The sequence below is a fragment of the Allopontixanthobacter confluentis genome (assembly GCF_009827615.1).
GTDB classification, from domain to species: Bacteria; Pseudomonadota; Alphaproteobacteria; order Sphingomonadales; family Sphingomonadaceae; genus Allopontixanthobacter; species Allopontixanthobacter confluentis.
This window is the reverse complement of sequence record NZ_WTYU01000001.1, coordinates 583,354-608,185: the sequence shown is the minus strand read 5'-3', so window position 1 is coordinate 608,185 and position 24,832 is coordinate 583,354. Positions and strand designations below refer to the sequence as shown.

Below are 24,832 nucleotides of genomic sequence, written 5' to 3'. Positions count from 1 at the left end.
TGGCGTAAAATGCGGAGCCGCTGCGCGAAATTCCGGCCCCTATGATACATCCATTACCATGCGGCGCTGCAACGCCCCGTCCATCTCCGCGTCAGAACAGTTTGCGAATATCGATGCCGAGATAGCGCCACTTGGGATCAACCAGCGCGGGCTGGTAACTGAGGGGAACATTGCCATCCTGATCCGTGACACGCTGGATGCCGCCAAAGACATTATCCGCCACCAGCGACACGCGCAGGCCTTTAAGATAGCCGTCTTTCTTGTTCATGATTTCACCCAGATCGGCAAACAGGCGCAGGTCCAGCCGGGCCAGATCGTTAAAGAACAGGTCAGTGCTGCCCGGCAGGCCGCTGCCGTCGATGCGGGTTGGACCGACATAGCTGCCCGATGCCCGGATGCCCCAGCCATTGCGGAACATCCCGCCTTCCAGCCTGGTTGCGTTGCGCGGCGTACCGCTGGATGTCAGCGAAGCCCCGTCTAGCAGATCGAGCAATGGGCCGCCCGGTGCAATCAGCACTTCATTGCTGAGTTCAAGCGTATGGTTGATGTTGATGAAAAATCGCCCACGCCCGTCATCGCCGCCAAACCCGCCCGGTCCCCCGCGCCGGCCCCCGCCAGTCCGAGGCCCGCCTGCCCCCGGTCTGCCAGCCCGATCCCCGCCATTTCCACTGCCGCGCCCCGCAGCGCCCTCGCCGCCTGCTGGTCGTTCCTGCACCTTGGCTTTGCCGAATGACCCACGCAGCGACAGTCCGAACGCCAGCCTGTCCACTGCCGTTGAATCGAAACTGACCGGCCTGCGGTCGATCGCCACCAATTGCCCGCTGGCATCGCGCGTTACCCGGTCAGCAAAAGCGGCTTCCACGTCGCTGGTGAGAAGCGGAAAGCTGGACGAAACATCGTCCGAGCGGTTGCGGATATAATCGACCTGAGCGGTGGCATTTTCAATGAACGGCACTTTCCAGTTGGCGGAAAATTTCCAGTCCGACTGGGTTTCGGCCAGCAGAAACGGATTGCCGCCCGACGTGATCGCGGCGAGCACGGTTTCCCCCGTGCGGAAATCGAAAGTAGGCACATTGAAGGTGGTGATTTGCGGACTGCCGAGTTGCGACAGCGATGGCGCGCTTTCACGGTTTACATAGGTCGCGCTGAGATCGAGATTTTCAAACGGCGACCAGATCAGGCTTGCGCTCCAGTCATACAGCGTGCCGAAATCGGAGAGATTTTCAAACCCTGCCGACAGGTTGATGCTGATATCACCGGCGCCATCCAGAAACCCTTCGCGCCTGCTGGCAATGGGGATGGCAAGATTGATCCCGCCGTTCAGATTGCCACGCGTCAGCTGCGTGGCCAGCGTGTTGCGCGTATCTTCGCTTTCAATCCGGTTCCAGTCATACCCCAGATCGAAAGTGGTGCCCAGTTCGCCGCCGGGCAGGAACAGCGGCGTGCCCCGCACAGTCAGCTTGCTGCTGGCGCCCAGCACTTTGGTATCGGCAGTGTCGAACCCGGCATCGCCAAGGCCCGGCAACGCCCCGCCAATGGCAAGATTGCCCGCTGCTGCCGCTGCCACGAGCCCGCTGGTATCGGCGCGCCGTTCAATTTCGGTGATGCTGTCATTCAGGCTGGCATCGGCAGTCGCGGTAAGCTGGAAGGCGCCAAGCGGCTGGTTGTAACTGCCTGAAACCGCAGCGCTGTCTGTTGTGCTGCGCCGTTCCAGCGGATCATCCGCGCCAAAGGTCCGCAGGACGCTGGTGCCGGCAGGGTCAGTCAGCAGCACTGTATTCAGCCCGGAAAGGCTGCGGCTGTGCGTGCGGCCAAGCGTTGCATTGGCGCTCATCGATGCGCCGCTATTCCCCAAAGCCTTGGCAAAACTGGCCGACCCTTCAACTTCCGCTGTATCTGCCACCAGGCTGCGGAACCGCGCCGGGTCTGGGTCGCCAGTGACATCAGGGATGCTGGATGGTGTCTGGATTACGTTACGCTCGGCCTCTGTCAGCAACGAGGTGTCGGATGCCTTCAGATCAAGGTTCAGCCGCCCGCCGCCGGTAATCTTGAGCAGCGTCACTTCCTGCTCGTTGCGCGAATAGCCCCCACTTTGCGGCTGCTCATATTCCACTTCCGCAGTCAGCGCGGAATAATTGTCCTTGAGGATGAAATTGATCACGCGCCGATCGGGCGCAAAGCCGTAACGCTGGGCGACTTCTTCGGGCAGGATTTCAGTCTTGCGGATGGCTTCGGGCGGATAATTCCGGAATTCGCGGAAACTGCCGACACGGATGCCGTTGACCAGAAATACCGGCTGCCCCCCGCCGCCGCGCCCGCGGGACGTGCCTGTGGACGGTTCCAGTGCCGCGACCAGATCCGCAATGGAACTTACGCCATAGGCCGCAATGTCCGCTTCGTTCAGTTCCAGAATCGGCGCTTGCGAGGAATCCACCTGTGAACGAAGCCGGTCGCCAGTGACCACGATTTCTCCCAGAATGGAGCCTTCGAGCATGGGTTCTTCCAGCACTTCGTCAGGCTGCGGCTCATACTCCGTGCCATCCTGCGCAAGCAGTGGGGACGATGCCAGCAAAGCCAGCACGGCACAGGAATTCATCAAGGGGTGCAATATCATGCGGCGGCCAATCCTCGGAAATGGGGCAGATTGCAATCCGCCATATCGTAACAATATGTGTCAGATACGTGTCACGGCGATGAACGGACGCAAGGCAGTTTAATATTGCCCAATCGAGCCGCTGCGCGTCAGGCTTCCCTTTTGGTGAAGCCGCCTGTATGGGCGCACAACAGTTTACCCAAGATAATGGAAATCGAACACTTATGGCTAAAGAAGAACTCCTCGAAATGCGCGGCAAGGTAGTCGAACTGCTGCCTAACGCGATGTTCCGGGTGGAGCTCGAAAATGGTCATGAAGTTCTTGGCCATACCGCCGGCAAAATGCGCAAGAACCGCATTCGCGTGCTGGTGGGTGACGAAGTGTTGTGCGAACTGACGCCTTATGATCTGACCAAGGCGCGCATTACCTATCGCTTCATGCCTGGCCGGGGCGGCCCGGGCCCGCAATAAGCGGTTTTGCGCACCGGATACAGGGTGTGACTGGACCTGTTCTCCATCTGGCATCGGCCAGCCCACGGCGGCGCGAACTGATTGCGCGGCTGGGGGTTGAACCTGCACGGATTGTTCCGGCAGATATTGACGAAACACCCCATAAGACAGAATTGCCGCGCGATTATGCGCAGCGCATGGCAGCCGAAAAAGCTGCTGCCGCTGCCTCTGACACAGCCTGTGTGTTGGCAGGTGACACAGTGGTGGCCGTTGGCCGCCGTATTCTGCCCAAGGCCGAAGACGAAGCCACCGCACGAAAATGCCTCGAACTTCTGTCCGGCAGGCGGCACCGCGTCCTGTCCGCCATTGCGCTGCGCGCGCCTGATGGCACCATGCGCCAGCGCCTTTCCGAAACCGTGGTCAAATTCAAGGTTCTGTCGGACGAGGAAATCCGGTCCTATCTCGCCAGCGGTGAATGGGACGGCAAAGCGGGCGGTTATGCCATACAAGGCGCTGCCGAAGGGCTGATCCAGTGGATTCAGGGCAGCCATTCAGGCGTTGTCGGCCTGCCTTTGTTTGAAACACGGGCGCTGCTGAAAGCGGCAGGTTTCGCCATTGCCTGACCTGGTGTGAAAAGGCACCGCGCATGATCTGGTATATCGAAGAAGGTATTGGCGAAGACCGCGCGATTTGCGTGACCGGCGACGAAATAATCGCCGCGTGCATTCAATGGCCCGATGATCTTGCGCCCGGCCATATTGAAGACGCCATTCTTGTATCCCGAACCGCAGGCAGCAGCCGCGGCACAGCCCGCTTTACCAATGGGGCAGAGGTGCTGGTGGATAAATTGCCGCGTGATGCCCGCGAAGGGGCTGCAATCCGGCTGCAAGTCGTGCGGTCTGCGATGGGGGAAACAGGCCGTTTGAAACGCGCCCACGCCCGCCCCACAGAGTTACCCCCTGCAAGCCCGACTTTGGCACAAGCCATCGCTGCCACGGGCGCAGAGGTGCAGACAGTGCGTCGTTTTCCGGTGGCAGGCTGGGCGGACATCATTGCCGATGCTTTCAGCGGCGAAATTGCGTTTGATGGCGGCACGCTGGTCTTTTCGCCCACGCCGGCCATGGTGCTGGTGGATGTGGACGGCACATTGCCCCCTCGCGAACTGGCAGTGGCAGCGGCAAAGGCCATCACCTGCTGCATGCGCCAGTTTGATCTGGGCGGATCTATCGGGATTGATTTTCCCACGCTGGAAGCCAAGGCAGACCGGCGCATGGTGGATTTGGCGCTGGCTGAAGGGTTGGCAGACTGGCCCCATGAACGCACATCCATGAACGGTTTCGGCTTTGTGCAGATGGTCAGCCGCTTGTCCCGCCCTTCCCTGCTGCACCGCGCCGTGCACTACCGCAGCAGGCTGGCTGCGCGCCTGATATTGCGGCAGGCAGAAACCATCATGGAACCGGGCGCATTGCTGCTGACCGCGCACCCTGACGTGACCAATCAATTGCACGCCCGCTGGCAGGCGGAACTGGCCCGGCGAACCGGGCGCGAAATTCGCCTCAAATCCGATCCGGGGCTTGCGCTGGAAGGCGGCTTCGCGCAGGCGGTGCCACTATGACCAAGACCAGAACCTGTCCCATCTGCAAAAAGCCCCGCACGGAAGAACACCACCCTTTCTGTTCCAGCCGGTGCCGTGACCGCGACTTGTCCAAGTGGTTTGGCGATGGCTATTCCGTGCCCGGCCGCCCGGCTGATCCGGAGGAGATTGCGCGCGAAGGTTGGGAACAACGAGACTGAATTTTACAATCGCGGCTCTTTGGTCTTGCCAAGCGCATTTGGCTTCGCCATAGGCCCGCACTCCAACAACGCGTCGCCCTTTTCGAAGGGCAGCGTGGAAGCAGTGCCCGAGTAGCTCAGTTGGTAGAGCACACGATTGAAAATCGTGGTGTCGGTGGTTCGAATCCGCCCTCGGGCACCACTTCCGTTGGTGTCATCTCCCGATAGTCTTCCGGTCAATTTGCGCGCTTACGTTGTGCGGTCAGCCTTGTCCTGTGCATTGGTGCCCTTGATCAGGTTGCGCAGATTGTCCCATTCTTCATCCCCCAGCCCTGACAGCGCGTTCCAGAACGTGCCGCCGGTGGCCTGATAGCCGGCCCCGTCTATCGCGATGGTCTGGCCATTCACATATTCCGCGCCCGGCCCCATCAGGAACACTGCCAGATTGGCCAGTTCATGCATTTCGCCAGCGCGGCCCATCGGATTATTGTCGATATTGGAATTATCGCCCCTGCCGCCGGGCGAAAGGCGCGCGCTCATCCCCTTGGTCGGGAACAGGCCCGGTGCGATGGCATTGAACCGCATTCCGTAACGGCCCCATTCCACCGCCAGACTTTGCGTCATGGTGTTGATGGCAGATTTTGACATGGCGGACGGCACCACAAAGGCCGATCCGTTCCACACCCAGGTGGTCAGGATGGACAGGAAACTGGCGCCCTTACCTTCATCAATCAGCCGTTTGCCGATGGTGTGGGTGACATAGAATGTGCCCCTGAACACAATGTCGGAAATGGCATTGAACCCGTTGATCGACAGGTCTTCTGTGCGGCTGATGAAGTTGCCTGCGGCATTGTTGACCACGCCGGTCAGCGCGCCGCCTTCTTCCCAGATGGCATCCACCATTGCCGCCACAGCATCGGCATCACGAATATCGCAGCCATGGGCCACCACCGTGCCGCCATGCTGCGCCATCAATTCGCGGGCTGTTTCTTCCGCCGTTCCCTGCCGGCGCCCGCAAATATGGACAACAGCGCCCAGTTTCAGAAATGCTTCGGTCATTTCGCGGCCAAGGCCGGTGCCGCCGCCAGTCACAAGAATGCGCTCGCCCGCCAGAAAATTTTCGCGAAACATCAATTTGGAAACATCCATCGCCATGTCCTTCCTGCATCGGTTTGATCTCACCCTGCGCTGGCCAGTTATCAGGCTTGCCACGCATTTTTCGGCAGGCGGCCAGTCTTCTCAAGTTGCCAGGCCGCCGGGTGTCATTTGCCAAATTGCGGTTTGCGCTTTTCCACAAATGCCGCTGCGCCTTCGCGAAAATCCGGCAAGCTGAATGCCGCGGCAAACACGCCTAGCGAATAGCTGTCATCTTCTGTCTGACCATCGAGAATGGCGCGAATGAAACGCTTGGTTTCATGGATTGAATGGGGGGATGCCTCCAGAATGGCATCGCTTATTTGCGCAGGACTATCGGCAATCAATTCAACAAGGCCGCAGTCCAGTGCGCGGGCAGCGTCGATCATTGCGCCGGTAAACAGCATGGTTTTTGCCATTCCCGGCCCCACCAGGTCCATCAGCAGCTTTGTATCATGCAGCGGATAGACCAGCCCCAGCTTTGCCGGAGTGATGCCGAACCGTGCCTTTTCCGTCGCCACGCGAATATCGCACGCCAGCGCAAGGCCGCAGCCCATGCCGATGCAATCGCCTTCGATGAAAGCCACGGTCGGCACGGCCACCCGTGCCAACGCGTGCTGCGCGCGGTTGATTTCAGCCTGATTGATTTCGCGCCAGTGCCGGTCATCACTGTTGGCGACCATTTCCTTGATGTCGGCCCCGGCACTGAATGTGCCGCCGGTGGCAGACCTGACCTCAAGCAGCCTGATCCCGCGATCGCTCACCACATCAGCCAGCAGCCGGGGCATGCTTTCCCACATCGCCAGATCAAAGGCATTGCGCTTGTCTGGCCGGTCAATCAGCAGGCGCGCAATTGTACCATCTTTTTCAAGCCTGAGTGTCATACTCGCAAAGTCCCCTCTGTTTGACCCTGCTCTGGTGTATCAATCAGACTTTCTCGGTGACAATAAAAATCGGGTCTTCGGTAAATGCGGCCATCTCGCGCTTCAGCGCGGCCACGGCATCTCCGCCCAGATCATCTTTCAAGGCTGCCATCGAACTGGCGTCGATGATTTCGACGTAATCGAAAGGCGGCTTTGCTTCCGAAAACAGCACGCTGCGGGTGCGCAATATCTCGAAATTGCTGACCGATGGCAGGGCAGTGGTGGTCGGAATGTCGCGGCCCTTGGCCCAGCTTTCATAATCGCCGCGGCGCGCGCCTTGCTTCAAATTGAAAAGGGCAATGATACGCATAGGAAAGTCTCCTGAAGGGCCGATACTGGCTGCGGTGCGCGCAAACGCCAGCGGTTTTTTTAATTTGTAGCACGAAAAACGGTATTTGCCCCGCTTGCCTGTGTTAACCCCGTAACACAATCATCACTTTAGCTGGCATCACTTTGGCTGGCCTCGCTTTCTATTGCCCGCACGGGATGGGGCCGCATTGGCAGGACAAGCAAGCGCGGCTAAGGCTGCTTTCATGCATGAACCAGCTTCCAGCGTCATGAGCGCATTCGATATTGCGGCCATACTCGTGGTGGCATCTGCCCTTTTTGGTTGGGCAAACCATCATTTCATCAAGCTGCCGCATACTATCGGCCTTACGGTAATGGGTGCAATTGCCGCGATTGGCCTGATGGTGGCGGATGCCTTCATCCCCGGCATCGTGCTGGATGATTGGGTTTCCGGACTTCTGGAACAGATGAATTTCACCGAGACGCTGCTGCAGGGAATGCTCAGTTTTCTTTTGTTTGCAGGCGCGCTTCATGTCGATCTGGAGCGGCTCAAGGCGGACTGGCTGCCGGTGCTGCTGCTGTCGACCGTGGGCGTCATCATTTGCACCATATTGGTGGGCGGCGCGATGTGGGCGCTGGGGCTGTTGCTGGGGCTGCCGATTGCGCCGATCTGGTATTTCGTTTTCGGCGCGCTCATTTCCCCGACCGACCCCGTGTCGGTGCTGGGCGTGCTGAAGGAAGAAAATGTCCCTGCATCGCTTCAGTCGGCGGTGGCGGGCGAAAGCCTGTTCAATGATGGCGTAGGCATCGTCATTTTCACCATCCTGCTGGGCGCGGCTGTGACCGGCGCTGAATTTTCCGTATCCGAAGGCGTGCGCCTGTTCGCGATAGAGGCAGGCGGCGGCGTCCTGGTCGGGCTGTTATTCGGGTGGGCCGGATACAAGGCGCTGGCCAGCATGGATGAATATACGCTGGAAGTGCTGATTACGCTGGCGGTGGTCATGGGCGGCTATGCGCTCTGTTCCTATCTCCATATTTCAGGCCCGCTGGCGATGGCGGTTGCCGGGCTGATGATCGGCAATCTCGGCGTGTCCTTTGCAATGAGTGATGTGACCCGCGATTATGTGCTGAAATTCTGGGAACTGGTGGATGAATTGCTGAATTCGGTGCTGTTCCTGCTGATCGGGCTGGAAATCATCGCACTTATCCCGGGTGTCCCGCATCTGGTGTTGGGCGTGGCTGCCATTTTCATCACTTTGGCGGCGCGCGGCGTGGCAGTGGCCACATCCACCAAGATCATCCACAAATCCCGCCTTGCGACGCAGGGTGCAGGCCGCGTGCTGTGGTGGGGGGGATTGCGCGGCGGCATTTCCATCGCGCTGGCCCTGTCGCTGCCGGCCGGCCCGACGCGGGAACTGCTGCTGGCGGCCACATTTGCCGCTGTGCTGTTTTCCGTGCTGGTGCAGCGCGCCACGCTGGGGCGGCTGATCGACAGCTTGAAGGAACAGCAGGCCCGATGTGTCGAGGATGAAAGCGCTGGCACCGTCCACTGATTGCCAATGACAGACTTTGAATGTAAGGCGGAGCCAAGGCCCCGGCATATTGCGAAGGTAACCCCCTCGTGCGCCGGGGCGCTGTGTTTTTTGGCCCCTTTTCGATAATCCAGGAAGTGCCCCATGACCCGTCGTCGCCAGATTTACGAAGGCAAGGCCAAGATCCTTTATGAAGGCCCGGAACCGGGCACGATCATCCAGTATTTCAAGGATGATGCCACGGCCTTCAACGCGCAAAAACGCGGCACCATCAATGGCAAGGGCGTAATCAACAATCGCATCAGCGAATATGTTTTCACCCGCCTCAGCCATATTGGCATTCCCACCCATTTCATCCGCCGCCTGAACATGCGCGAACAGTTGGTGCGGCAGGTTGAAATCGTGCCGATCGAAGTGGTGGTACGCAATGTTGCGGCAGGGTCCATCTGCACCCGGCTTGGCCTGGAAGAAGGCGAACCGCTGCCCCACACGCTGATCGAATATTGCTACAAGGATGATGCGCTGGGCGATCCGCTGATCGCAGAGGAACACATTGCCTGTTTCGGCTGGGCCTCGAACGAGGAAATGCAGGATATCGCCAGCATGGCGATCCGGGTGAATGATTTCCTGTGCGGAATGTTTGCCGCAATCAACATCCGCCTGGTTGATTTCAAGCTGGAATTCGGCCGCATTTATGATGGCGATTTCAGCCGGGTCATTCTGGCCGATGAAATCAGCCCCGATGGCTGCCGCTTGTGGGACATGACATCTGGCGAAAAGCTGGACAAGGACCGCTTCCGCCGTGACCTTGGCGGCGAAGAAGAAGCGTATCAGGAAGTCGCGCGCCGCCTTGGCCTGCTGCAAAATGATGACAGCACGCCGGGCGAAGTGTTCGACCTCAGCGCCCATCGTGGCCGCTTGCGGAACAGCCCACCCAAAAAATAAGCGCGCCAAACTAGTATGCGGTAACAGCATGCCGGGCCAGTATATTGCCGGTTCAGCTTGGGCCGTGCATGAAGGCAGGTATGAAATCCAGCCTTCCCGCGCGGCTTGCGCTTTCGCTTTGCCTCTCCATCGCTCTTGCCCAGCCTCTGGCTGCACAGGACGCCCAGCCTCCGGCTGCAACAGATGCCCGGCACACCCCGTCGGCGGCCCTGCCGCATGGGTGGAATCCTGCCGATTGGGACCAGCAGGACAGTGAATTCACCCCCGAGGCAGGGTGGCATTTTGGCAAGCTGGACAATGGCCTGCGCTACATCATCCGCCGCAATAACCGGCCGGAAAACACGGCCCTGGTGCGGATGGAAATTGCGGCAGGCTCAATCGATGAAAGGGACGGTGAACGCGGCTTTGCCCATTTTGTCGAACATATGGCATTCAACGGCTCGGCGCAGGTACCCGAGGGCGAAATGGTCAAGCTGCTGGAACGGCAGGGCCTGGCCTTCGGGCCTGACACCAACGCTTCCACCGGGTTTGAGCGGACCTTGTATATGCTCAACCTCCCCCGCGCGGATGATGGCCTGCTCGACACCGCTTTGATGCTGATGCGCGAAACCGCCAGCGAGCTGACTATCAGCCAGGATGCGGTTAATCGGGAACGCGGCGTGGTTCTTTCGGAACGCCGCGTGCGCAATACCTATGGGCTGAAAAACACGATTGACGGGCTGGAATTTGCCTATCCCGATGCGCTGGTGCCCAAACGCCTGCCGATCGGCACTGCCGAAACGCTGGGAAATGCGACCGCTGCGGGCCTGCGCGGCTTCTGGCAGCGGGAATATACCCCGTCAGACACGGTGCTGGTGGTGGTCGGTGATTTTGACCCTGCGATGGTGGAAGAAAAAATCCGTGCCCGTTTTGCAAGTTGGGCGCAGGGACCGCAAACCATCCAGCCCGATGCAGGGCCAATCGACCCGTCCTACCGCGGGCAGACGGATATCTACCTAGACCCCGCGCTGACCGAGAATGTCAGCCTGATGCGGCACGGCGCCTATACTGATACGCCGGACACTCTGGCGCAGCGGCGCAAGGCGCTTCTGCGCTATGTCGGCAGCAATATCGTGGGGCGCCGCCTGAACCGGTTGCAACGCAGCGAGAACCCGCCATTTCGCGGGGTCAATATTGCCACAAGTGATTTTTTCGAGGATGGCAAAGTCACCGAATTATCCGTCAGCGCCGAAGAAGGTGGCTGGCAACGCGCGCTGGAAGCAGCCGTGGATGAATACCGCCGGGCAATGACTTTCGGCTTTACCGAGGCGGAAATTGCCGAACAGATGAGCAATGTCCGCTCCGCCTTGCAAAATGCGGCCGCCAACAGCGCCACCCGCAGCAACCAGACATTTGCCGCGCAGGCACTGGCCATCGCAAACGGCAAGGAGATAGCGGACAATCCGGCCGACCAGCTGGCACGGTTCGAGGACGCTGCTGGCAGTGTAACCCCTGCTGCCGTCCTGGCGGAAATGCGCGATTATTTCCTCGATCTGGACGATCCGCTGATCCGTTTTACCGGCAAGACCGCCCCTGAAGGCGGCGCAGAGGCGCTGCGATCGGCCGTGGTGGCCGCATTTGCACGCGAAATTTCACCGCCTGATGAAACCGCAACGGCCGAATTTGCCTATACGGAATTCGGCCCCGCCAGCGCCGTAGTGTCTGACACGCAAAGCAGCCAGCTGGATATTCGCCAGATCCGCTATGCCAACGGGGTCAGGCTTAATCTGAAACGCACTGATCTGGAGGATGACCGCGTCAATATCCGCGTTGCCATTGATGGCGGCGAAATGCTGGCCAGCCGCGACAATCCGCTGGCGGTCGAACTGGGAGGGCTGCTGTCTTCTGGCGGACTTGGCCAGCATAGCAGGGATGAATTGCAGACGATATTGGCGGGCCGGTCTGTCGCTGCCAGTTTCGGTGTCGGCACGGAAACCTTTGACAGTGCCGCTGCCACCACGCGGCGCGATCTGGAACTGCAATTGCAACTGCTGGCAGCGCTTGTGTCCGATCCCGGCTACCGCGCAGAAGGGCTTGGTTCATGGCGCCAGGGGCTGGATGATTTCTTTGCCCGCCTGGACAAAACCCCCGCCGCGGCCTTTCGCGAGGCCATGCGGACGACAATATCTGACAATGACCCCCGCTTCACCCGCCAGCCCATTGACGCCTATCGCGCGCTGGATTTCACGAAACTGAAATCCGCCATCGCGGACCGGCTGCAAAACGGGGCGGTGGAAATAGCCCTGGTGGGCGATTTTGACGAAGCAGAGGCAATCCGCATGGTGGGCGCAACCTTTGGTGCGCTGCCGCCGCGTGAAAGCGACTTTGCCCCGTATGAGGCGCAGCGCGCTTCCTTCACCATGACGCAAAAGCGCGGCGTGCAGATTGTCCGCCACAAGGGCGAAAGCGACCAGTCCCAGCTGCAACTGGTGTGGCCCACCACTGACGATAGCGACTGGGATACAAGTTCGCGCCTCAGCCTGCTGGCCCGCGTTGCGCGGTTGATGCTGACCGAGAAAATGCGCGAGGAACTGGGGCAGACATATTCGCCCACGGTCAGCAGTGACCAGTCTTCCACCTATCGCGGGTTTGGCACATTCATGATGGGCGCCGCGGTGGATGTAGCGCAGCTGGATGCTGCACGCGCCGCAATGGCGCAAGTGGTGGACGAACTGCGCGCTGGCCCGCCCGATGCCGATCTTATCCAACGGGCACGGCAGCCGCTGCTGGAATCGCTCGACAACAGGCTGAAGAGCAACGGCGGGTGGATGGCACTGGTGGGCCGCGCACAAAGCGAGGCGGATGACATCGAACGCTTCGTAACCGCAAAAGCGCGCTACGAAGCCATGACCGGCGAAGATTTGCACCAGCTGGCACAGCAATATCTGGCACCGGGCGATGCAGTGGAATTCCGCGTGCTGCCGGAAGCGCCCGTAAAGCCTCAATAATTAGTCACTGGCAAATAAACGGGGCCGGAAGTTTCCTTCCGGCCCCGTAGTCCAAAACAATGCTGCCTGATCAGTAGCGCACGCGCGCTGACACGCCCAGCACGCGCGGGTCGTTCACAAATGCGGTGTTATTGTTGAAGTCGATGCCGCCCTTCACATTGTTCTCGTTGGTGATGTTGCGAGCAAACAAGGCCACTTCATACTGGTTATCGGGGGCGGCATAACCGATCCGCAAACCACCTTCGAACTGGTTGTCGGCGTTAAATTCCCTGGATTGATACAGGAAGAAATTCGTGGCGCCCTGATAGGCCCAGTCGGTGAAGACAAACACTTCACCGCCATTGCCAAGCGGCACGGAATAGCGCGCCGTGACATCGGCAATCCACTTGGGCGCATTGGGGAACGGGTTACCATCCACCAGTGCACGGTCAGTCCCGCTCAGATTAACAATCGGGTCGGTGACGGTGCATTGCGCGCAAATGCCCACTGCCAGACCGGGGTCGTTGATCTCGGTATCATTATAGCTGACGCCGGCAGTCACGAGGAAGTTTTCCGAAAGCTGGAAAGCGGAATCGAGCTCGAAGCCCCACGCCTTGCCTTCATTGGCATTGACCAGCTGGACCAGATTGCCCAGCCCGCCCACCGCGGTAAATTGCAGATCTTCCACGGTGTAGGTGAAGACTGCCCCGTTCAGACGGATGCGTCGGTCAGCCAGCTCGCTTTTGAAGCCGACTTCATAGGACATGATCTTTTCCGATGTCGCCACCGACGGGGGCGAGAAGAACGCCACATCGCGGCCCTGGATGGTGGGCGCGCGGAAGCCGCTGGCAACGCGGGCATATACGCTGAAATCGTCCGATACATCGGCAAAAGCGCTGACATCCCAGCTGACCCTGTTGTCCGACACTTCGCGGAAATTCAGCGGGCCGCCTGACAGGACGTAAAAGTTCTTGTCATCTTCGGTATATCGCACGCCCCCCGTGACGCGCAGCATATCGGTAAACTGATATGTGCCCTGCCCGAATACGGCCCAGCTGCTGTTCTGGTGGCGCACCTTTACTGGTGGCGGGAAATCAAACCCTTCTGTCAGGACATTGAAATCGCTGTCGAATGCAAAGGCACCGACCTGCCACGTAAATGCGCCATCGCCATTGGACGCCAGGCGCACTTCATGGGTGGTCTGCTTCAGATCAATGGAATCTCGCGTATCGGACGGGAACGGAATGAAACCGGGGCCAGAGACAGGCAGGAACGCTGCGCCAAAGCCGCCATCAATATCGCCGCGGCTTGATCCGTTGCTTTCATTATACGCAGTGATCGACGTGAGCGTGGCGCCGTCAAATTCATAATCAAATTTGAAAGATGCGCCAAAGCCTTGATATTCCGAGATATTGCCCCCGCCTGCATCGTAAAACACGGTCTTGCGGTCGTAATTCTGGTTCAGGTCATTATTGCCGGGGCCAAGGATATTGGCCCTGAACAAGGTCGAAGTGCCGTCAAGATCACGGTATTGGGCCGCACCCAGAATGCTCAACCGGTCGTTCGGCGTGAACAGCAACTGGCCGCGAACAGCGATTTCATCAAAACCGCCGTAGACATCTTCTTCGCCCGTGAAGCCATTATCCACATAATCGTCCCGGCCCTGATACAGCACCGAGATACGGGCAGCCAGCCGGTCCTTCACCAGCGGTCCGCCCACGCCTGCATCAAGTGAGATGGAGCCAAAGCTGCCGGCGCTGACAGAAGCCTGCGCCGAAAAATCGTTGGTCGGCTTGTTCGTGTCAATCTTCACGATGCCCGCCGGGGTGTTGCGCCCGAACAAAGTGCCTTGCGGGCCGCGCAGCACCTCAATGCGGTCAACATCAAATACCGGGAAACTTTTCAGGGTGACATTTTCCATCACCACATCGTCCATCAGCACCGAAACAGGCTGCGATGCAGCCAGATCGAAATCGGTGTTGCCAAGCCCGCGAATATAAAAGCGCGGCGCTGCACGGCCATTTGAACTTTCCACAAACAGGCCGGGGACACGGGCCGCCAGCGCGGTGATGTCTGCGCCCGCGTCAAAGATGGTCTGCACGCGGTCTGTGTCGAGAGTGGCCGCGGAAATTGCCACATCCTGCAGGTTTTCTTCGCGGCGGTTGGCCGTAACGACAATCACATCAAGCTGCCCGGCAGGTGCTGCTGCCGGTGTGGCACCACTATCCTGCGCCCATGCGGGCTGGGCCAGCGTTGCCAGCGCAAGCGTAATCATGCTGGCAGCAGCGCCCCGGACGGAAGGCCGAAAAGATGGGCGTATGCGATTGGTCATTTCGATATACTCCGAGAAACTTGGTCGCCAGCAGGTAGCGCAAGAACCCGTAAAAGGCGCGCCCTATTTCGGGCGCTTGCCGCTCAGGGAATTATCAAGTGCCCCTTTCAATACCTTGTTATATTTCGATAGTTTGTTTTCTGGGTGCTTTTGCGTCGCCAATGGCTACTTGGCGAATCCCCCGCAATGTTGCGTTTTGGGAACAGTTTCAACAGGCGCCTGGCAACAGAAAATCGGTCAACGATGAGGGCCAGCGCTGCCAATCCTGATTGGAGAGATTGCCGCATGAAAGAACCGATTTAAATTTGTAAATCAAGCACCTATGATTGGAACTTCGAACGCCAAATCAGCTCGTCGCGCGTAAAAATCGCCCCTGCACCCGTTCCGCCATGTTAAGAACAACGGCTCCACGGCTTGCTCCTGCGGCGATCCGGCGTCATAGGCAGGGGCATATTCAACCCAAGCCCGATACCAGCCTTTCTGCAAAGGTCCCCGCGATGAAAGTCCATATTCACGTCTCTCTCAAATCCGGTGTGCTCGACCCGCAGGGCCGCGCAATCCATCATGCGCTCGAAGGGCTTGGCTTTGCCGGGGTCAATGATGTGCGCGCCGGGCGCCTGATCGAACTGGATGTGGACGACAGCGTGACCGACGCGCAGCTTGACGAGATGTGCCGCAAACTCCTCGCCAATATGGTGATCGAGAATTATCGCATCGAAAAGGTGGGCGAGAAGGAAAACGCATAATGGCTTTCCGTTCTGCTGTTATCACGTTCCCCGGTTCCAATTGCGACCGGGACATGGCCGTGGCGCTGGAACTGGCATCAGGCACAGCCCCGATGCGCGTATGGCATGGGGATGCAGCCCTGCCCGACCGGCTGGATTTCATCGCCTTGCCGGGCGGTTTTTCCTATGGCGATTATCTGCGTTCAGGTGCCATGGCAGCACGCAGCCCGATCATGCAGGCCGTGGTCGATGCGGCATCACGCGGCGTGCCGGTGCTGGGTGTTTGCAACGGCTTTCAGATATTGACGGAAAGCGGCCTGTTGCCCGGTGCGCTGATGCGCAATGCCGGGCAGAACTTCATCTGCCGCACGGTCGCACTGAAGGTGGAAAACAACCAGACGCTGTTCACCAGCGGATATTCCGCAGGGCAGATCATCCACATTCCGGTGGCCCACCACGATGGCAATTATTTCGCCGATGATGAAACGCTGGACCGGCTGGAAGGCGAAGGCCGCGTGGCGTTTCGCTATACAGATGCCTGCAACGGTTCACGCCGTGATATTGCTGGTGTTCTCAACCGGGCAGGCAATGTGCTGGGCATGATGCCCCATCCCGAACGTGCAGTAGAAACCGCCCATGGCAGCACCGATGGCCGCGCCCTGTTTGATAGCGCGGTAAAGGCCCTCGTCGCTGCCTGACCCGCGTTGTTGCCGGTTTACTTACGGGTTCGATTACCCTCGCAATTACCCGTTCAATTACCCGTTCAGGCGCCCACTGCCTTGGCCAGCGCGGGTGCGCGCCTGACCACTTTACGCGCATCGGCTGCCGGCATGGGCCTGCCGAAATAATACCCCTGAATTTTCTTGCAGCCCAGTTTGCGGATCATTTCCGCTTCCTCTGCCGTTTCGACACCTTCGGCGGTGGTGGACATTTCAAGACTGTCCGCCATGGCGACAACGGCACGGATGATTGCCAGGCTTTCAGGGTGGGCATTGGCCGCGCCCTGCACGAAACTGCGGTCCACCTTGATGGTGGAAAAACGCAATTTGCGTAAATAGCCCAGGGATGAATAGCCCGTGCCAAAGTCATCCAGCGCGACCGAACAGCCCAGCGCCATGATTTCTTCAAGCGCAGCACGCGCGACATCGGCATCACGCAGGAAAATGCTTTCCGTCACCTCGATTTCCAGGCGGCTTGCCTCAAGCCCGCTTTTGGCAAGCGCCCGCACCACGGTGGAGGCAAAATCAGGTTCGATCAGCTGTTCCCCCGACACATTGACCGCAATGCGAATATGGGCTGGCCAGTTGGTCGCTTCTGTGCACGCCTGTTCCATGACCCATTGGCCGATGGGGACAATCAGCCTTGTATCTTCTGCCAGCGGGATGAATTTAACCGGGCTGACAAACCCGTGTTCCGGGCTGTTCCAGCGCACCAGCGCTTCGAAACTGAGCACATTTTCGCCAATCGCATCCACCACCGGCTGATAATGCAGCAGCAACTCGCCGCGTTCGATGGCGTGGCGCAGTGAAAATTCCAGCTTGCGGCGTTCTTCTGCCGATGCGTGCAGAGCCGGTTCGTACCGGTAATGCTCGCCGCCGCCTTCATCCTTGGCACGGTAAAGGGCAAGGTCGGAATTGCGCATCAGATCTTCGACATTGGTGCCATCGCGCGGGCCGATTGCCGATCCGACACTGGCACCCACATACAATGTATGATGGTCGATCGAATAGGGCTTCGAAAGGCTGTCAATCACCCTGTGGGCAATCCGCTCGACTGTTTCCTTGTTCGAAGCATCGCGGATGACAATGGCAAATTCATCGCCGCCCAGACGGCCCACCATCTCGTTTTCGCCGATCAGTTCCTTGAGCCTGCCGGAAACCTGCGCCAGCAACTGGTCGCCCACCAGATGGCCAAGGGAATCGTTCACGGCCTTGAACCGGTCAAGATCGATCATCAGGAAGGCACAGCGCGACCGCCATTGGTGCGCAAAGCGCAAGGCTTCGCCCAGGCTTTCATGCAGCATCAAACGGTTGGGCAGGCCCGTCAGCGTATCATAACGCGCCAGATAGGCGATTTTTTCGCTGGATTCGCGCTGCTCCGTCACATCGGAGCCGACACCGCGGAAGCCGATGTATTGTCCGCCATCGTCCAGCATTGGGGTGCCAGATAATTCCCACCAGCGTTCTTCCCGATCAATCGTGACATTGACCAGAACGCTGGAAAAACTTTCACGGCGTTTCATCCGTTCCGCCAGATCATGCAGGCTGGGCGCGAACTGGCCGGTTGCCCAACCGTCCCCGCTGATAAGTTCCAGGAATTGCTTGCCGTTCACTTCTTCAGGCGTTTTGCCCAGCGCAAAGGAGAAGCGCGGCGATACCATGCGGACGCGCCGCGCAGTATCAACCTGCCACAGCCAGTCTGCCTGGTTTTCCTCAAATTCGCGCAGCAGCAGCGAAACCACTTCGCTTTTTTCGGCCATGCCGGCTTCTGCAAAGCGCGCTTCGAGAAAAGTGCGCGCGTTCTGGATGGTGCCGCTGACCACGATCACCGCGAATATCGCCGGGACCGGGACCATGGAAAATTCCCCCGCCAGCGCAAAGCCGATCATCGCCGCTGCACTGGTAGCGCAAGCGAATATCACCGTGCCCAGGGGCGCAGATGCCACGGTAAGGGCAGAGCCCACCACCAGCACGGAAATGATTATCCAGACTTCCAGCAGCGGATTGGCCACGCCAATGAAGCCGAAGACCAGCAGGGGCAGACACCACACTGCGGCCGATAATGCCGCTGCCAGCAAATGTTTGCGAAATTCAAGGGCCGACAGGTTGCGCCGATCAGAATCGGCGACTGCAGAATGCACCTGCGCGCTGAAAATCATGGTTGCGGCCAATGCGACCAGCCAGCCTGCGGCAAGCCACAATGTCCCTGCCCAGAATGCGCTGAGTGCGACCAGTCCGGCTGCCAGCGACTGCCCGGCAATGCGAAGGCGGGTGCCATGGGCAAGCCGCGGATATTGCATCCCGCGCAGCCTGCTCCATCCGTCAGTGGTAGGATCGCTCAGGCCCAGCACTTCACGTGCAGGAAGTCTGACTGTAGGTGCCGACATGATTTTCTGAATTTCGCTCACCTGATCCCGCCTAGCGGGCAAAGGTTTCCAGCCAGTAAAGCAAAGCCGGCGTTTGTGATGAATATAGTTCTGACAGAGGAGCTTAAGCCCAATGCGAAAACGCCTGACATTGCGAAAGGTCTGAAGCTGGCACGGCGCGATCAGATCTGGCGCGCGCCGAACATGGCAAGGCGTATTTCCGTGAAATCCTGCCGGATCGCTTCCAGCGACAGCGGCCTGAAATCCACCATCGATGCGCGCAAGGACCGGTCCGCAGCATCGAACAGGGCGTGCATGGCCGCTGCCAGCGCATGGCCGGGGTCCGTGCCGGTCCTGAGCGCAGAAATGGCCCCGATAGCGCCGGAAAGCGCGGTTCCGCGCCGTGCGTATGCGCCGGTGCGGTTGGCATGCAGGGCGCTGGCAAGCGACGTTTCCAGCTCGTCAAAGCAATACAGGCTAAGCGCGCGGGCGTCCGAACCAAGAATTGCGGCATCGCGTTCAACCCGGCGGTAGGCAGCTTTGGGTGTGGCAAGGGCGAGCATGTCAGTTCCGGTCCGCATTCCACGCAGCGATCTGGTTTTTCAGGAACGAAAGGGTGGATTGCGAAGCCGCTACATTGCGGTCTGTCCGGGCAAATTGCGTGGTCAATTGCGCCCGAAGCGCGTCCTGCTGTTCCGTGATCTTGGCCAGCTGGTCATCGATTTGCTGTGCGGACCGGGTGTAGCGGGCGACCGATCCGGCCAGCGTGCCGGGATTGCCCGTCGTGCCCATTTCCCGCGCCAATTTGTCCATTGCAGAGCTGCCCGCAAGCCAGCCAGTCGATGTGCGCGCCGTCATCGGCGCAGGCGCAGCTGCAAACGCGCCCGAAATTATCGACGCAGCCCCCCAACTGGAAGGTCTGGCCGCATGATGAACGCCTATGCCACTTTTTCCCCACGCGCTGTCCGCAGCGCGCAAACAGCCTATGCCGACCCGCGCGTGATCGAAGACCGCGTGCGCCGCTTCCTGCCGCTGGTCCACAAGGCGGCCTGGCATATTTATGGTGCTGGCCGTGATGGGCTGGAAGTGGAAGATCTGGTCCAGGCAGGGCTAGTTGCCCTTACCGATTGCGCCCGGCGGCACGAGCCGCCCGCCACAGGCGAAGTCGAGGACGGCTTTGCCGCTTACGCCAAAATGCGCGTGCGCGGCGCGATGTTCGATTGCCTGCGGAAACTGGCGCCGGCGTCACGCGGGACGATGAAGCGGCTGGCGCAATCAAGCCGCCACCGCGCCGAATTTCTCGGGCAGCATGGCCGCGAACCCAGCCCGGCAGAATTGGCACAGCTCCTCGGCATCTCGCCCGAAGCCATGCTCGCGCTGGAAGGCGAGCAAATCCACCTCACTCCTCTCGACAGCATCTATGATGATACTGCGGCTGCCTTTGCCGAGCCGGAAGCAGATGCCTTCGCGCAGCTATGCGACGCGCAGGAAAGCAGCCGCCTGGCGGAATGTATCGCCAACCTGCCGGAGCGGCTTCAGCTGGTCTTGCAGCTATATTTCATCGAAGAACTGAACCTTGCGGAAATTGCCGGGGTTCTGGAAGTGAGCGTGCCGCGTGTGCATCAGCTGAAGGCAGGCGCGCTCGATAAATTAAAAACCATGTTGGCAGAGACTGATCTGGCATAGCCTGATCGGGCATGGGCTGATCTGACATAGCCAGATCGCGCATAAGGTAATCGGGCTGAGGCTGAACTGGGGTTTCCAGCAGCAAACGCGGCCCTGCCTGGCGTTTTAAAGCATATCCTTGCAGGTCTGGTCTAGCCCGCCATTTCGGCAGCGCGCATGGTGTCGAGCGACGCCCGCAGGCGGTCCGGCTGGATCGCCACATTTGCGCTGCGCAGATCATGTTCAAGTTCGCGCGCACAATGGCCGAGCAGGTCTTCCCCGAACATGCCCGCCGTGCCAGCCAGATTATGCAGCTTTCTGGCAGCATCCTCTATCTTGTCGCTGCCCAATTCGCCGTGCAGCAGCTGTTCCACACTGGCGATAGTGGCACGCTTTTCAATCCGGTAACGCTCTTCAATCGACAGATCAGAATTGGCTGGCCCATCCGCGTAGGAAACTGCCACGGTGTTTTCCGCAGGCCGCCGCGCCCAGCTTTCAACCGCTGCCTGCAGCTTGTCGGCATTGACCGGCTTGGTCAGATGGGCCTGCATACCGGCGGCAAGGCAGCCAGCGATATCTTCGGCAAAGGCATTGGCGGTAAGCGCGACAATCGGCAATTGGCCTGCGCCAATCCCTGCGCTGCGGATCGCGCGGGTGGCATCGATGCCATTCATGATGGGCATGTTCATGTCCATCAGGACAAGGTCAAACTGGCGGTTTGCTTTGGCCGCAGTCTGCACCGCTTCCACTGCGATGGCGCCATTGTCGGCAATTTCCACTTCCATCCCCAAGCGGCCCAGCAGATCGGTCATCAGGATCTGGTTGATATCATGATCTTCCACCAGCAAAATGCGGGGGCTTTCCGGCAAAGGCTGCATGGGGGCGGCGCTGGCGGGCAAATTTTCCGGAACATACGGCTCCGCCGCCTGCGGCACATCATCGGCGCATTGCACAAGTGGCAGGCAAACGCGGAAAATGCTGCCCATGCCAAGCACGCTTTCCACTTCCATTTCGCCGCCCAGCAGATGGGTCAGCTTCCGGCAGATGGCCAGCCCCAGCCCCGTGCCGCCATGGTCGCTTGCAATGGTCGCGTCGGCTTGTTCAAATTCGCTGAAAATCGCCTTTTGCCGGTCACGCGCGATGCCAATGCCGGTGTCTTCCACTTCCAGCACCATCCAGCCAGCATCGCCATTTTCCAGCCGTGCGCGCATGGTGACATGGCCTTCATGCGTGAATTTCAGCGCATTGCCGAGCAGATTGAGCAGAATCTGCCGGATTCGCAAACCATCGCTGCAAATCATCGGCGGCACGTCGCTGGCAATGTCGCAATCAAGGCGGATACCCTTGCTGTCCGCCAATGCCGCCATCAGGGTGATTGTGCCGTCCATGACATGGTGCAGGTTGGTCGGTTCAGCGGCAATGATCATCTGCCCTGCCTCCGCCTTGGACAGGTCCAGAATATCGTTCAGCAGCCGCATCATGGAACGGCCGCTGTCGGAAATAAGCTGCGCGTGCTGGCGCTGGGCCGGTGTCAGATCGCTGTCGAGCAGGAGATTGGCAAAGCCCAGAACGCCGTTCATCGGGGTGCGGATTTCGTGGCTCATATTGGCAAGAAAACTGGATTTGGCCTCGACCGCAGCTTCGGCCTGCTTGCGTGCGCTTTGCAGCGCGCTTTGCAATTCCATGCTTTCCGACACATCCAGCGCGACGGCGATGAAACCGCGCGTTTCGCCGTCTTCTGCCAGTTCTGGCCGGGTGATCATGTCAGCCCAGCGCGCTGTGCCATTGGCAGTAACGAAGCGGAAGGTGGCCCGGTGTTCTTCCTGCCGTTCGATCGCGTCCAGCCAGTCACGGTGAAACCGGGGCCGGTCATCGGGATGAATGGCGGAAATCCAGCCTGTGCCCATGGCATTGGCCGGGGCCAGGCCAGATATCGCCAGCCAGCTGTCATTGGCATAGATACAGAAACCGAATTCATCAGTGCGGATGATGCCGGCCGGCGAAAGGCGCGCCAGATCGCTGAAGCGATGTTCACTTTCCACCAGTGCGGCCAATGCTTCTTCCTGCGCTCGTGTTTTCTGCCGTACCTCGGCAGAAATGGCCGCTTCGCGCCGCGCATAGGATTGCAGCAGGCCGCCAAAACACAGGATCAGCGCAATGCCGCCGCCCAGCACAATGGCGGATTCGTTGGTTTTGACATTGGCTTCGAACGTGGGCGTGCTTTGCCACACCATTGTCCAGGTCTGTCCTTCAACAGGGACCGTTCGGCTGATGGTGAACGCCGCATCGCTGCGCAATTCATCACCAAAAATCTGCTGGTCAGGATCAATTACCGGGCCATCATAAATCCTGACCGCGAACAATTCCCCCTGACTGGACGTAAGCCCGTCAATAAACCGCGAGGCAATGAAGGGCGCATAGACCCAGCCGCGAAATGCAACGCGCCTGGCGGCCACGGAATCAAGCGGCACATCGCGCTTGTAAACCGGCTGCAAGAGCAGAAAACCGGGGGTTTGCGCCTCGTCCTGAACCAGCGTGATGCGTTTGGTAATGCGCGGCTCGCCGGTGTTGCGGGCATTTTCTGCCGCCTGCCGCCGGTTCCGTTCGAACCCGATATCCAGACCGACCGCCTGCGCGTTGATGGCAATCGGTTCGATATATTTGATGACGAACAAATCGTCATTCCCGCTTTCAGGATGCACTTTGAAAGGCGGCACTCCATCTGCCAGACTTTGCTGCACGAACGCTGCCTTATCGGCACGGTCAACCGGCTCGATAAATCCTATGCCATTGATGCCGGGCAGGGATTTGACATTGATCATGTCAATGAAATTGAGCCAGGTTTCGCGCGTCAGATTGTCAGTCGCGTCAATGACTGCAGCGCCGCCATCCAGACTGCGCCGGTAGATTTCCACGCGGTGCCGCAGCGCCACCTCGCTATCATCGGCCATCGCGCTGAACGCCGTCATGTTGCGATCATAGACAATAGCATTGGTCACAAACCATGCAGCCAGCGTTGCCGCCAGTAGCGCGAACAGGCCCACCACCATCGACCACGATAATGGTGTTACCGGGGTGTTTTTCCACAACAGCCCGGGCCTGCGCCACGGGGCAAACAACGCAAGCGGCACAATCAGCAGAATGCCCACAATATCGCCGCGCCACCACGCCAGCCAGCCGTGCGCCAGCGCGGCGGTTTCGGCCGATCCCTCAAACCACAACGTCGCCATGCCGACAGATGCGCTGACAAGGCAGGCAGCAGGGCCGGCCAGCACAATGACTTTCAATGCGTCAGCCAGGGATTCAAGACGGATGGGCGTGCCAAACGCGCGGTTGACCAGCCACCGCGCCATCAGCGCCTGTGCCGTGGCCCCTGTCGCCAAAACGGCGGATCGCAGCAGCGACACAACCTGGGGTGAGAGCACGGCGTTGGGGTCAAAGGATATGCTCTGGCTCGCCCACACATTGATGCAGAATGACCCGATCCAAATGCCGGGCCACAGCTTCCGGCCAAAAATCAGCAGGCCGGCCACTGCAATGCCGGCAGCGGGCCACACCTGCGACACATTGCCCGCCTGCGCGCTGAATATCAGCCCCAGAAAGGCTGCGGCAGCGTAAGCGCCAGCTATTGCTGCAATGGCAAACACTGCGCTGTACTGGCGAGGCAGGGCCGCATCAGGCATGGAAATGTTGGTTCTGCTGCCGGTGATGCTGCACCTCATGCTGCACAATGCCCGCGCGGCGATTCTCCAGCACTTTCATCACCGCGCCAGACAAATCTTCCAACAGCGACAATTGCCGAGCGCTTACATCAGGCCGCAACTTGACATCGATGACGCAGATCGTCCCTAACCGGTGGCCTTGCCTGTTCTTGAGCACAGAGCCTGCATAAAACCGCAGATTGGGGTCCCCCTTTGCCAACGGATTATGCATGAAGCGTGCGTCAATTGCGGCATTCTCCACCACCAGCAGATCGTCCGAGGTGATTGCGTGCGAACAGAATGACAGCGGCCGCGGCGCTTCGCTGACCGAAAGACCGACCCGTGCCTTGAACCAGTTGCGGTTTTCATCGACCAGGGAAATAAGCGCGATCGGTGCTGCAAACAGATGTGCCGCTTCTTGCGCAAGGGCATCGAAATGCGGCTCTGGCGGGGTATCAATAATGTGGTAGCTGCCAACCGAGGCCAGCCGGTCAGCTTCTGCACTGTGCACATTCACGATTTCGCTACTCCCCTTCCAAAGAAATCAGGCGCCAGCGTTATCCGTGGTCGGTAGAATTTGGGGTCAAAGGGGCTTACGTAAAAACACTTGGCGGCCTTTCGCCGGGTAGTGTGCGGCAGTTCCATCAACAAACAGCCTTGTACCGGAAAGCGCAGCCCATGCGGCAGTCGCATCCCAACGCGCTTGCGTCAGCGGGCTTTT

General features: G+C 59.4%; 21 protein-coding genes and 1 tRNA gene. 12 read left to right on the top strand and 10 right to left on the bottom strand.

Features of this window, described 5'->3' with window-relative positions; all coding sequences use genetic code 11:
* Positions 1 to 91: 91 nt before the first annotated feature.
* Positions 92 to 2,614 (bottom strand): TonB-dependent receptor, encoded by a 2,523-nt coding sequence (locus tag GRI44_RS02770; protein WP_160599928.1) that lies wholly within the window; start codon positions 2,612 to 2,614, stop codon positions 92 to 94.
* Between the two features lie 203 nt (positions 2,615 to 2,817).
* On the opposite strand from GRI44_RS02770, the gene infA reads away from it, so the two are divergent.
* From infA to GRI44_RS02745, 5 genes are all read left to right on the top strand, one after another.
* Complete coding sequence (gene infA, locus GRI44_RS02765; RefSeq protein ID WP_047806247.1) at positions 2,818 to 3,063, top strand: translation initiation factor IF-1; 246 nt, start codon at positions 2,818 to 2,820, stop codon at positions 3,061 to 3,063.
* 26 nt (positions 3,064 to 3,089) lie between these two features.
* A complete protein-coding gene (locus tag GRI44_RS02760; protein ID WP_160599927.1) occupies positions 3,090 to 3,665 on the top strand; it encodes a Maf family protein in 576 nt (191 codons plus the stop codon).
* A 23-nt stretch (positions 3,666 to 3,688) separates the two neighbouring features.
* Complete coding sequence (locus tag GRI44_RS02755; RefSeq protein WP_160599926.1) at positions 3,689 to 4,657, top strand: ribonuclease E/G family protein; 969 nt, start codon at positions 3,689 to 3,691, stop codon at positions 4,655 to 4,657.
* Positions 4,654 to 4,836, top strand: a complete 183-nt coding sequence (yacG, locus tag GRI44_RS02750) for a DNA gyrase inhibitor YacG (RefSeq protein ID WP_160599925.1) — start codon at positions 4,654 to 4,656, stop codon at positions 4,834 to 4,836. The genes GRI44_RS02755 and yacG overlap by 4 nt, the downstream gene beginning before the upstream one ends.
* Positions 4,837 to 4,941: 105 nt before the next feature.
* A tRNA-Phe gene (locus tag GRI44_RS02745) sits at positions 4,942 to 5,017 on the top strand.
* A gap of 47 nt (positions 5,018 to 5,064) precedes the next feature.
* On the opposite strand, the gene GRI44_RS02740 is transcribed toward GRI44_RS02745, so the two are convergent.
* The 3 genes from GRI44_RS02740 to GRI44_RS02730 all read right to left on the bottom strand — a co-directional run bounded on the left by GRI44_RS02740 (position 5,065) and on the right by GRI44_RS02730 (position 7,182).
* Positions 5,065 to 5,964, bottom strand: a complete 900-nt coding sequence (locus GRI44_RS02740; RefSeq protein ID WP_160599924.1) for an SDR family oxidoreductase — start codon at positions 5,962 to 5,964, stop codon at positions 5,065 to 5,067.
* Positions 5,965 to 6,077: 113 nt separating this feature from the next.
* The gene (locus GRI44_RS02735) at positions 6,078 to 6,833 is read right to left on the bottom strand and encodes an enoyl-CoA hydratase/isomerase family protein (protein ID WP_160599923.1); all 756 of its coding nucleotides are present in this window, start codon (positions 6,831 to 6,833) and stop codon (positions 6,078 to 6,080) included.
* Between the two features lie 43 nt (positions 6,834 to 6,876).
* Positions 6,877 to 7,182, bottom strand: coding sequence for an REDY-like protein HapK (locus GRI44_RS02730; protein WP_160599922.1), 306 nt, complete (start codon positions 7,180 to 7,182; stop codon positions 6,877 to 6,879).
* A gap of 223 nt (positions 7,183 to 7,405) precedes the next feature.
* Between GRI44_RS02730 and GRI44_RS02725 the strand changes: the two genes are divergently transcribed.
* The 3 genes from GRI44_RS02725 (at position 7,406) to GRI44_RS02715 (ending at position 12,624) form a co-directional block, all read left to right on the top strand.
* Positions 7,406 to 8,713 carry a cation:proton antiporter gene (locus GRI44_RS02725; RefSeq protein WP_160599921.1) on the top strand — a complete coding sequence of 436 codons (1,308 nt, stop codon included), beginning with the start codon at positions 7,406 to 7,408 and terminating at the stop codon, positions 8,711 to 8,713.
* Positions 8,714 to 8,836: 123 nt separating this feature from the next.
* Entirely contained in the window at positions 8,837 to 9,637 is an 801-nt protein-coding gene (purC, locus tag GRI44_RS02720; RefSeq protein WP_160599920.1) for a phosphoribosylaminoimidazolesuccinocarboxamide synthase, read from the top strand.
* Between the two features lie 80 nt (positions 9,638 to 9,717).
* Positions 9,718 to 12,624 (top strand): M16 family metallopeptidase, encoded by a 2,907-nt coding sequence (locus GRI44_RS02715; RefSeq protein WP_232842954.1) that lies wholly within the window; start codon positions 9,718 to 9,720, stop codon positions 12,622 to 12,624.
* 70 nt (positions 12,625 to 12,694) lie between these two features.
* On the opposite strand, the gene GRI44_RS02710 is transcribed toward GRI44_RS02715, so the two are convergent.
* Positions 12,695 to 14,935 carry a TonB-dependent receptor gene (locus GRI44_RS02710; protein WP_160599918.1) on the bottom strand — a complete coding sequence of 747 codons (2,241 nt, stop codon included), beginning with the start codon at positions 14,933 to 14,935 and terminating at the stop codon, positions 12,695 to 12,697.
* A gap of 497 nt (positions 14,936 to 15,432) precedes the next feature.
* Here GRI44_RS02710 and purS point away from each other — a divergent pair, with 497 nt between their 5' ends.
* Together purS and purQ are read left to right on the top strand one after the other, a co-directional pair.
* Positions 15,433 to 15,681 (top strand): phosphoribosylformylglycinamidine synthase subunit PurS, encoded by a 249-nt coding sequence (gene purS / locus GRI44_RS02705; RefSeq protein ID WP_160599917.1) that lies wholly within the window; start codon positions 15,433 to 15,435, stop codon positions 15,679 to 15,681.
* Positions 15,681 to 16,358, top strand: coding sequence for a phosphoribosylformylglycinamidine synthase subunit PurQ (gene purQ, locus GRI44_RS02700; protein ID WP_160599916.1), 678 nt, complete (start codon positions 15,681 to 15,683; stop codon positions 16,356 to 16,358). Before purS ends, purQ begins: the two co-directional genes overlap by 1 nt.
* Before the next feature lie 65 nt (positions 16,359 to 16,423).
* Here the strand turns inward: purQ and GRI44_RS02695 are convergent, their stop codons facing one another.
* The 3 genes from GRI44_RS02695 to GRI44_RS02685 all read right to left on the bottom strand — a co-directional run bounded on the left by GRI44_RS02695 (position 16,424) and on the right by GRI44_RS02685 (position 19,558).
* A complete protein-coding gene (locus GRI44_RS02695; protein WP_160599915.1) occupies positions 16,424 to 18,766 on the bottom strand; it encodes a putative bifunctional diguanylate cyclase/phosphodiesterase in 2,343 nt (780 codons plus the stop codon).
* 161 nt (positions 18,767 to 18,927) lie between these two features.
* Entirely contained in the window at positions 18,928 to 19,326 is a 399-nt protein-coding gene (locus GRI44_RS02690; RefSeq protein WP_160599914.1) for a hypothetical protein, read from the bottom strand.
* Positions 19,310 to 19,558 (bottom strand): hypothetical protein, encoded by a 249-nt coding sequence (locus tag GRI44_RS02685; RefSeq protein ID WP_160599913.1) that lies wholly within the window; start codon positions 19,556 to 19,558, stop codon positions 19,310 to 19,312. Before GRI44_RS02685 ends, GRI44_RS02690 begins: the two co-directional genes overlap by 17 nt.
* Here GRI44_RS02685 and GRI44_RS14050 point away from each other — a divergent pair.
* Together GRI44_RS14050 and GRI44_RS02680 are read left to right on the top strand one after the other, a co-directional pair.
* Positions 19,551 to 19,676 carry a hypothetical protein gene (locus GRI44_RS14050; RefSeq protein WP_269800968.1) on the top strand — a complete coding sequence of 42 codons (126 nt, stop codon included), beginning with the start codon at positions 19,551 to 19,553 and terminating at the stop codon, positions 19,674 to 19,676. The two genes, GRI44_RS02685 and GRI44_RS14050, sit on opposite strands and share 8 nt — an antisense overlap.
* Complete coding sequence (locus GRI44_RS02680) at positions 19,673 to 20,431, top strand: sigma-70 family RNA polymerase sigma factor (RefSeq protein WP_160599912.1); 759 nt, start codon at positions 19,673 to 19,675, stop codon at positions 20,429 to 20,431. Before GRI44_RS14050 ends, GRI44_RS02680 begins: the two co-directional genes overlap by 4 nt.
* A 131-nt stretch (positions 20,432 to 20,562) precedes the next feature.
* Here GRI44_RS02680 and GRI44_RS02675 read toward each other — a convergent pair whose 3' ends face one another.
* A complete protein-coding gene (locus GRI44_RS02675) occupies positions 20,563 to 24,132 on the bottom strand; it encodes a CHASE domain-containing protein (protein ID WP_160599911.1) in 3,570 nt (1,189 codons plus the stop codon).
* The gene (locus GRI44_RS02670; RefSeq protein ID WP_332872336.1) at positions 24,086 to 24,628 is read right to left on the bottom strand and encodes a GAF domain-containing protein; all 543 of its coding nucleotides are present in this window, start codon (positions 24,626 to 24,628) and stop codon (positions 24,086 to 24,088) included. The genes GRI44_RS02675 and GRI44_RS02670 overlap by 47 nt, the downstream gene beginning before the upstream one ends.
* Positions 24,629 to 24,832: the final 204 nt, after the last annotated feature.

Bases quoted from the DNA above. Each gene is read 5' to 3' on its own strand.
- GRI44_RS02735 (WP_160599923.1), bottom strand. From the start codon at position 6,833: ATGACACTCAGGCTTGAAAAAGATGGTACAATTGCGCGCCTGCTGATT.
- purS (WP_160599917.1), top strand. From the start codon at position 15,433: ATGAAAGTCCATATTCACGTCTCTCTCAAATCCGGTGTGCTCGACCCG.
- purC (WP_160599920.1), top strand. From the start codon at position 8,837: ATGACCCGTCGTCGCCAGATTTACGAAGGCAAGGCCAAGATCCTTTAT.
- GRI44_RS02695 (WP_160599915.1), bottom strand. From the start codon at position 18,766: ATGTCGGCACCTACAGTCAGACTTCCTGCACGTGAAGTGCTGGGCCTG.
- GRI44_RS02770 (WP_160599928.1), bottom strand. From the start codon at position 2,614: ATGATATTGCACCCCTTGATGAATTCCTGTGCCGTGCTGGCTTTGCTG.
- GRI44_RS02725 (WP_160599921.1), top strand. From the start codon at position 7,406: ATGCATGAACCAGCTTCCAGCGTCATGAGCGCATTCGATATTGCGGCC.
- GRI44_RS02755 (WP_160599926.1), top strand. From the start codon at position 3,689: ATGATCTGGTATATCGAAGAAGGTATTGGCGAAGACCGCGCGATTTGC.
- GRI44_RS02740 (WP_160599924.1), bottom strand. From the start codon at position 5,964: ATGGATGTTTCCAAATTGATGTTTCGCGAAAATTTTCTGGCGGGCGAG.
- yacG (WP_160599925.1), top strand. From the start codon at position 4,654: ATGACCAAGACCAGAACCTGTCCCATCTGCAAAAAGCCCCGCACGGAA.
- GRI44_RS02730 (WP_160599922.1), bottom strand. From the start codon at position 7,182: ATGCGTATCATTGCCCTTTTCAATTTGAAGCAAGGCGCGCGCCGCGGC.
- purQ (WP_160599916.1), top strand. From the start codon at position 15,681: ATGGCTTTCCGTTCTGCTGTTATCACGTTCCCCGGTTCCAATTGCGAC.
- GRI44_RS02710 (WP_160599918.1), bottom strand. From the start codon at position 14,935: ATGACCAATCGCATACGCCCATCTTTTCGGCCTTCCGTCCGGGGCGCT.
- GRI44_RS02690 (WP_160599914.1), bottom strand. From the start codon at position 19,326: ATGCGGACCGGAACTGACATGCTCGCCCTTGCCACACCCAAAGCTGCC.
- GRI44_RS02675 (WP_160599911.1), bottom strand. From the start codon at position 24,132: ATGAGGTGCAGCATCACCGGCAGCAGAACCAACATTTCCATGCCTGAT.
- GRI44_RS02680 (WP_160599912.1), top strand. From the start codon at position 19,673: ATGATGAACGCCTATGCCACTTTTTCCCCACGCGCTGTCCGCAGCGCG.
- GRI44_RS02685 (WP_160599913.1), bottom strand. From the start codon at position 19,558: ATGGACAAATTGGCGCGGGAAATGGGCACGACGGGCAATCCCGGCACG.
- GRI44_RS02715 (WP_232842954.1), top strand. From the start codon at position 9,718: ATGAAATCCAGCCTTCCCGCGCGGCTTGCGCTTTCGCTTTGCCTCTCC.
- infA (WP_047806247.1), top strand. From the start codon at position 2,818: ATGGCTAAAGAAGAACTCCTCGAAATGCGCGGCAAGGTAGTCGAACTG.